The sequence below is a fragment of the Bifidobacterium sp. genome, assembly GCF_050874245.1.
Lineage (GTDB): Bacteria > Actinomycetota > Actinomycetes > Actinomycetales > Bifidobacteriaceae > Bifidobacterium.
Genome location: NZ_JBNMKH010000088.1, coordinates 1 through 6,511 on the forward strand (window position 1 = coordinate 1; position 6,511 = coordinate 6,511).

Sequence of the window (6,511 nt, forward strand, 5' to 3'; positions counted from 1 at the left end):
GCTCCTGCCTTGATGAGTTCCAGTGCCTCGCGCCGGAACCCGTCGTCGTAGTGTTTCCTTCGATCCTCGCGCATACGAAAGAACCGCACCTCCGATCATTGAATCTGAATTTCTTCAGTCCAACAATCGGGGTGCGGTTCACTTTTGCGGGATGGCCCTCCATGTAGACAACAGACCTCAGGCAAGTTTGCCGTAGGCTTCGGCATCCACCGGTTCAAGCCATTCGTTGCTCATGGATGCCGGATCGCCCGCAGGAACCATGAAGGCCAGATGCGAGAACGATTCGCCGGGAGCGGCGCCATGCCAGTGTTTAGTATCGGCGGGGATGCAGACGGCCTGCCCGGCCTTAAGCTCCTTCGGTTCCTGCCCCTCGATCTGGTAGTAGCCACGGCCGCCGACCGCGATGAGCACCTGCGCCGCATTGTGGTGAATGTGCCAGTTGTTGCGGCATCCCGGTTCGAAGGTCACGTTATGAATGGCGATCTGCGGAGTCTCAAGCACCGGCGCAAGGTAGCTCCGCCCCACGAAGTACTGCGCGAAACCGTCGTTCGGCTCTCCCATCGGGAATGCGCTCGGATTTTCCATTGTCGACCCGTCCTTTCATCTATGCTCTGTAACGTTCCCCATTCAACGCCTGGCGAAAAAGAATGTCCAATGTGAGTATGACATATCGTTCCATGCGTTAATTGCATGTCAAACATTCGCACAGGGCATCACGCCGCCGCACAAAGCAGATTGGCTCAGCCCTCCGAGCATCAGAGGCAAAGGCCTTCATCATGGCCGGAATGAGACATGCGTCGCCGGAAGAACCCAAAGGATCCACCATCCATCCAAGGTCCACTCCGTCGGAGGTCCGCCAACGGTGAATGCGCCGAACGGATTGATGAATGCCGGCCGCAAAGCGTGAAGACCAAACTAGCGGATCGGGATGCAGATCTCGGTCACGAACTGGGCGGGATCCGATGTCAATCCCTCATCGACCAGCGTGATCTCACGCGAGAACCCGGTGGCATCGAGGCTCCGCCCTGCGATGTATCACATCAGCTCACGATACCGTTCGGGGGCATCACCATGACTTCCCCGGAACCGGATGCGCACGCAATCCGTTTCCGGCAACGCCACGGTATCGCCCTCATACTCGTCCTTGTCGTCGAGCAGCAGAAACACCATCCCATAATCGGCATACCGCCCCTGCTCCAACGATTCTTTGGCGATGCCCACGCCGACCTTGCCGAGGAAGACCAGTGAATCCTTCTGATGCCGCTCCAGTTTGCGGATCGAATATTCCAGGCCGAGATACGAGTCGACTTTCGGCGAATCCCTGATCCAGACGATCCGACAGGCGGGTTGCCGCACAACACGTATCACGTCGAATTCGGACTGCTCGGCGTCCCGCAGCCGTTCCAGGCGGTGATCGATCTTCCGCGAGACCATTTCCAGTTCATGCTGTTTGCGCTCGATCAGGGCCTTCTGCGCAACAAGCTTGTCCTCGATGACATGCACGTCGCGATTGTGCAGGAACTCGGCTATCTGCGTCAACGGCATATCCAGCACACGCAGGTACCGGATGGTGTTCAGCACCTCGAACTGCTTAGCCCCGTAATACCGGTACCCGGTGCGCGGGTCGACATATTCGGGTTCCAGCAAACCGCAACGTTCATAATGCCGAAGCGTGCCCAGCGACACGTTGAACATGCCCGCGACCTCGCCTATGCGGAACAGTCTGCCATCCCCCGGCACAGCGTCGCGCTCTTCGCCCCGCTTATTCGCCGTCATGCACGTGCCTTCTCTGAGATCACACCACGGCGCTTGAGCCACGCGTAGAAGCCGAGGCAGATCAGCACGGAAAGCAGCGATCCGGCGGGGGCGGCGATGCCCATGGGGAACAAGGTGTCCGGGAACAGCTTGGACGCCAGATACGCCCCGGGCACACGGACCAGGGTGATGGCCACGATATTGTGGATGAATCCGATATAGGAGCGCCCGCATGCGGCGAAGAAGCCGCTGAAGCAGAAGTGCACGCCTGCGAAGATGCTGTCGACGATGTAGCTGCGGATGTACTGGGTTCCCAGCAGAATCACCGTCGCATCGGTGGTGAACAGGCCGACGATGGAGCTTGCCGTCAGCTCCACCACGATCGATATGACGATGCCGTAGACGACGGTGATCGCGGTGGCGTATCGCAGCGTCTTCGTCGCACGTTCCATCCTGCCGGCGCCGATGTTCTGCGCCGAGACGGCGGATACCGTGGCCAGCATGGACGACGGCACCAGGAACAACGCGCTGATTACCTTCTCTACGACGCCGACGGCTGCCGCATCGTTCAGGCCGCGGTAGTTGGCGATGACCGTGATGATGATGAAGGCGATCTGGATGCAGCCGTCCTGAACCGCCGTCGGCACTCCAATGCCGAGGATGCCGCGGAGCATGGTCCTGTCTGGGCGAAGATCGCCGAACTTCAGTCTGATGCCCGTACGCCGACGGCGAATCGCAACCAATGCCACGATCACGCTGATGGTCTGCGCCAACACGGTGCCCAATGCCGCGCCCGAGGGACCAAGACGCAGCCAGCCCATGAACAGATAGTCGAACGCGATGTTGCAGAAGCATGCGACCGCGATGAAATGCATGGGGCTTTTCGAATCGCCCAGCCCACGGAACACTGAGCTGATGATGTTGTACGCGACGATGAACGGGATGCCGATGTAGCAGATGGTCAGGTACTGCGCGGTTCCTTCAACAGCTTCGGCGGGCACGCCGATCAGCGAGACGATGTTGCGCACGTTCAGCAGCAGTACAATCGTCAGAGCCAACGCGATACCAGCGAACAGCGTGATGACGTTGCCGATGGCCTTGGCCGCACGATCGAGTCTGTTCGCGCCGACCGCACGGCCGATAGTGACGGTCGCTCCCATGGCAAGGCCCACGATGACCACGGTGAGCATGTACAGCACCTGGCTTCCGTTTGCCACCGCGGTGATGCCGTCGACGCCAATGAACTGCCCTGCGATGAACAGATCAGCCATGCCGTACAGCGTCTGCAGGAAATACGACAGCAGATACGGCAACGCGAAAGTGACGACCGTTCCGAGCACGCTCCCCGTTGGCAGGTTCTTCTCCATGGGCCGTCCATCATCCTTCCGTTTCGGTCTACGTCTTCCAGCAGGAAGGCTAAACCTTACAATGGTTGTAGAGTCAACCCCGGGGTATCGTCATGTCCAATATGCGGAAAGCCTTCCGTTCATCCCGTGACCGATGCGGTGGCCTCATCCTCCCCGTCGGACTCGTCGGCAAAGCCCATGAGATCTCCCATCTTGTCCGCGTACACGTCAGTCTCATGCATGAGCAAAGCCCGCACGGCCCGAAGCGATTCACGATCCCGGGGAAGACGGTACAAGGCGATGGTCGTGGCCATCTCGCCGAGTTTTTCGTAGTTGTCCAACATGCGTTTGCGGTCCTTACGAGAGGCGAGCATCGCGTCCATGCGATCCTCCGGTTCGGCAAAAAAGATATATCCGGCAAGGGTAAGCAGCAGACCGGCTTTTCTCACGTTGCGCATCTGGCCGTCAAGTTCTTTGACGCCGTCCTCGAACATAGTCCGATCGCGCAACCTGAAGCCTTCTTGAAGAAGGCCCGAAGCCGACGGTCCCATAAGGGAAATGGCAAGGTCATGCAGGTAGAGCGGGTCCCTCCATATATCCTCCACTTCATATACACCGTCATTCTCGATTTCAGTCAGCAGTTGGGCGACGGGTTTCGCGGTTTCGTCCCACAGATTCCGATATGCCTCCACGATGCGTTCGGCGTCATACAGGTATCTGGCGTCAAGACAGGCCGGATATTCCAATGAGCCGGTGACGCTCAGATCCACGGAACAGGCGTATTCCAAGTCCGCCTTGATTCTCATATCCCGCAACTGGGCGCATACATGCCTGTACCGGAAATCGGGATCGCATCCCAATTCGACAACTTTCGGGTCATCGCGGAGCATGCACATGCCCAGCCCTCCATAAGCAAGGATCATCAGCGCCGTATCGGCAGCCCTGGGCTCATCCTCCCCCCATCGCAACAGGGTGTATGCGGCCAGGCGGTACGTCTGTCGCAAGTATTCCGTCATGCATTCAAGACGCTTCCTTTTACCGCCTCCGCGTTTCTTCCCTTTGGTCGTTTTCCTTCGGAACATCTCACGCGTATCGAACAGGCCCAGCTGAAAAGGCATCCTGCCGCTCGGCCGATGCGTCGCCACAGCGACGGAGGCGTCGTTGATCATCTCGTATAGCCATGCGCTCATGCCGTATTTACGGACCACATTGCGGCATCCGTTCAGGAACTCGGCATCGTAACCTATCTGGAATCGATCCAACATGATCATATCCATGTCAAGGTTCACCGGCCATGACGTGCCGCCGAACAAGTCGTCCGCGAGCTCATGCACCACGTCGTCGAACAGGGAAAGCGGACCTTCCATACCATGTTCGAGACGCATCCGGTCAATGTCCGCGAAACAACGGCCCGAGCTGTAACGGTCAAATCGCTCGATCAGCCGATCCATCGTTCGCAGGAAAGCCTGTTCATCCATATTGAATGGCGTGGCCACGGCAACTGTCATATGCAACTCCTTCGTCGTAGAGATGCACCTACTGTCGCATATTCGTCTGCCTCTCCGCCACAGCCCTTCAAAAAAAGTGGATAAGTGGACAATTTTCGCCTATCCACACCCCCGTATCTGTTTGTGGACAACTCGCACGACAGCAAAAAGCCCTTCCTCCAAAAAGAGGAAGGGCATGACTTACGCGTGGTCGACGAGCCGGAATCCGTCAGTTGATGAGTTCCTTGACCGCCGCGATGACGGCCTGCAGACTCGCCTTGGCGTCGCCGAACAGCATCTGCGTGTTGTCCTCGAAGTACAGCTCGTTTTGGATGCCGGCATAACCGGTGCCACGGCCACGCTTCATGACCACCACGTTCTGCGCCTTGTCGACATCGAGAATCGGCATGCCGGAGACCGGAGTGCCCGGCTTGCGGGCGGCCGGGTTGGTCACGTCGTTGGCGCCGACCACCAAGGCCACGTTAGCCTGCGGGAACTGCGGATTGATGTCGTCCAGGTCAACGAGCTCCTCATACGGCACGTTGGCCTCGGCGAGCAGCACATTCATATGGCCAGGCATACGGCCTGCCACCGGATGGATGGCATAGGAGACCTCGACGCCATGATCCTTGAGCAGAGTGCCAAGGTCGGCGAGCTCGCGCTGCGCCTGAGCCTGGGCAAGGCCGAAGCCCGGCACGAAGATGACCTTTTCGGCGTATACAAGCTGGACGGCCAGATCGTCGGCGGAGGTCTCCTTCATGGTGCCCTCCGGGCCTTCCCCGGCACCCGCCGCGGAATTGGAGCCGCCGAAGCCGCCAGCTAGGACGGACAGCAGAGGACGGTTCATGGCCTTGGACATGGCGATGGACAGCGTCACGCCTGCGGCACCGACGAGCGCGCCGGCCACGATCAGAGCGATGTTGTTGATGGCCAGGCCGGACATGGCCACGGCGGTTCCGGTGCAGGCGTTCAACACGGAAATGACGACCGGCATGTCAGCACCGCCAATCGGGATGACGAACACCAGGCCGTAGCATAGGGCGAACACAGTGGTCAGGACCGACCACAGCAGACGTTGGTTCGGCTGCACGCACAGCATCACGAAGGATGCGACGGTGAGCACGACGAACAGGATGTTCCAGAAGCCCTTGCCGGGCAGACTCAGCTTCTTGACCCACTTGATGCCCTGCAGCTTGCCTGCCGCGATGAGCGAGCCGGAGAAGGTGACGGAGCCGATCATGATGCCCAGTCCAGCGGTGATGAGCACAACGATGGACGGAGTCTCGGCGGACGTCAGAATGTCGTTCAGAGCAACAAGCGCAGCCGCGCCGCCGCCTACGGTGTTAAACACAGAGACGAGCTGCGGCATGTCGGTCATCTTGACCTTCTTGGCGGAGACCACGCCCGCCACGGCACCGATGATGATACCGACGATCAGCACCACGACTGCGACGGAGTGCTTGAAGCCGTTGGAAATCTCACCTGCGAACAGCACGATGAAGGCCATGGCCACGGCGAAAACCATGCCGATGGCGGAGACCATGTTGCCCTTGCGGGCGGTCTTCGGCGAATTCATCAGGTGCAGGCCGATGACGAACATCACTGCGGCCAGTAGGTAGACGAACCATTCGATGACGCCGAGCGGCGTGCTCAGCATTTCGGCCAGGGTACCCATTTACTTGGCCTCCTCTTCCTTCTTCTTGCCCTTGTCGGACTTGAACATCTCCAGCATGCGGTCGGTGACGACATAGCCGCCGACGACATTCATCGTGCCCAGCACGGCGGCCAGAAAGATGAACACCCAGGCGAGCGGGCTGGTCGCATGGGCCGCGACGATGACGACGCCTGCAATGACGATGCCGTGAATGGAATTCGCTCCGGACATCAATGGGGTGTGCAGGGTGGCGGGCACCTTGCCGATGA

At 59.2% G+C, this 6,511-nt stretch carries 6 protein-coding genes; all 6 read right to left on the reverse strand.

Going from position 1 to position 6,511, the window contains the following annotated elements:
- Positions 1-177: 177 nt before the first annotated feature.
- The 6 genes from ACR0P8_RS08150 to ACR0P8_RS08175 all read right to left on the reverse strand — a co-directional run bounded on the left by ACR0P8_RS08150 (position 178) and on the right by ACR0P8_RS08175 (position 6,509).
- Positions 178-585, reverse strand: a complete 408-nt coding sequence (locus tag ACR0P8_RS08150) for a cupin domain-containing protein (RefSeq protein WP_432624603.1) — start codon at positions 583-585, stop codon at positions 178-180.
- A gap of 450 nt (positions 586-1,035) precedes the next feature.
- Complete coding sequence (locus ACR0P8_RS08155; protein WP_432624604.1) at positions 1,036-1,776, reverse strand: MerR family transcriptional regulator; 741 nt, start codon at positions 1,774-1,776, stop codon at positions 1,036-1,038.
- Complete coding sequence (locus tag ACR0P8_RS08160; RefSeq protein ID WP_432624605.1) at positions 1,773-3,122, reverse strand: MATE family efflux transporter; 1,350 nt, start codon at positions 3,120-3,122, stop codon at positions 1,773-1,775. The genes ACR0P8_RS08155 and ACR0P8_RS08160 overlap by 4 nt, the downstream gene beginning before the upstream one ends.
- Positions 3,123-3,241: 119 nt before the next feature.
- The gene (locus tag ACR0P8_RS08165; protein ID WP_432624606.1) at positions 3,242-4,609 is read right to left on the reverse strand and encodes a riboflavin deaminase; all 1,368 of its coding nucleotides are present in this window, start codon (positions 4,607-4,609) and stop codon (positions 3,242-3,244) included.
- A 208-nt stretch (positions 4,610-4,817) separates the two neighbouring features.
- The gene (locus tag ACR0P8_RS08170; RefSeq protein ID WP_432624607.1) at positions 4,818-6,263 is read right to left on the reverse strand and encodes an NAD(P)(+) transhydrogenase (Re/Si-specific) subunit beta; all 1,446 of its coding nucleotides are present in this window, start codon (positions 6,261-6,263) and stop codon (positions 4,818-4,820) included.
- Positions 6,264-6,509, reverse strand: a complete 246-nt coding sequence (locus tag ACR0P8_RS08175; protein WP_432624608.1) for a proton-translocating transhydrogenase family protein — start codon at positions 6,507-6,509, stop codon at positions 6,264-6,266. It abuts the gene before it with no gap.
- Between the last annotated feature and the right edge of the window lie 2 nt (positions 6,510-6,511).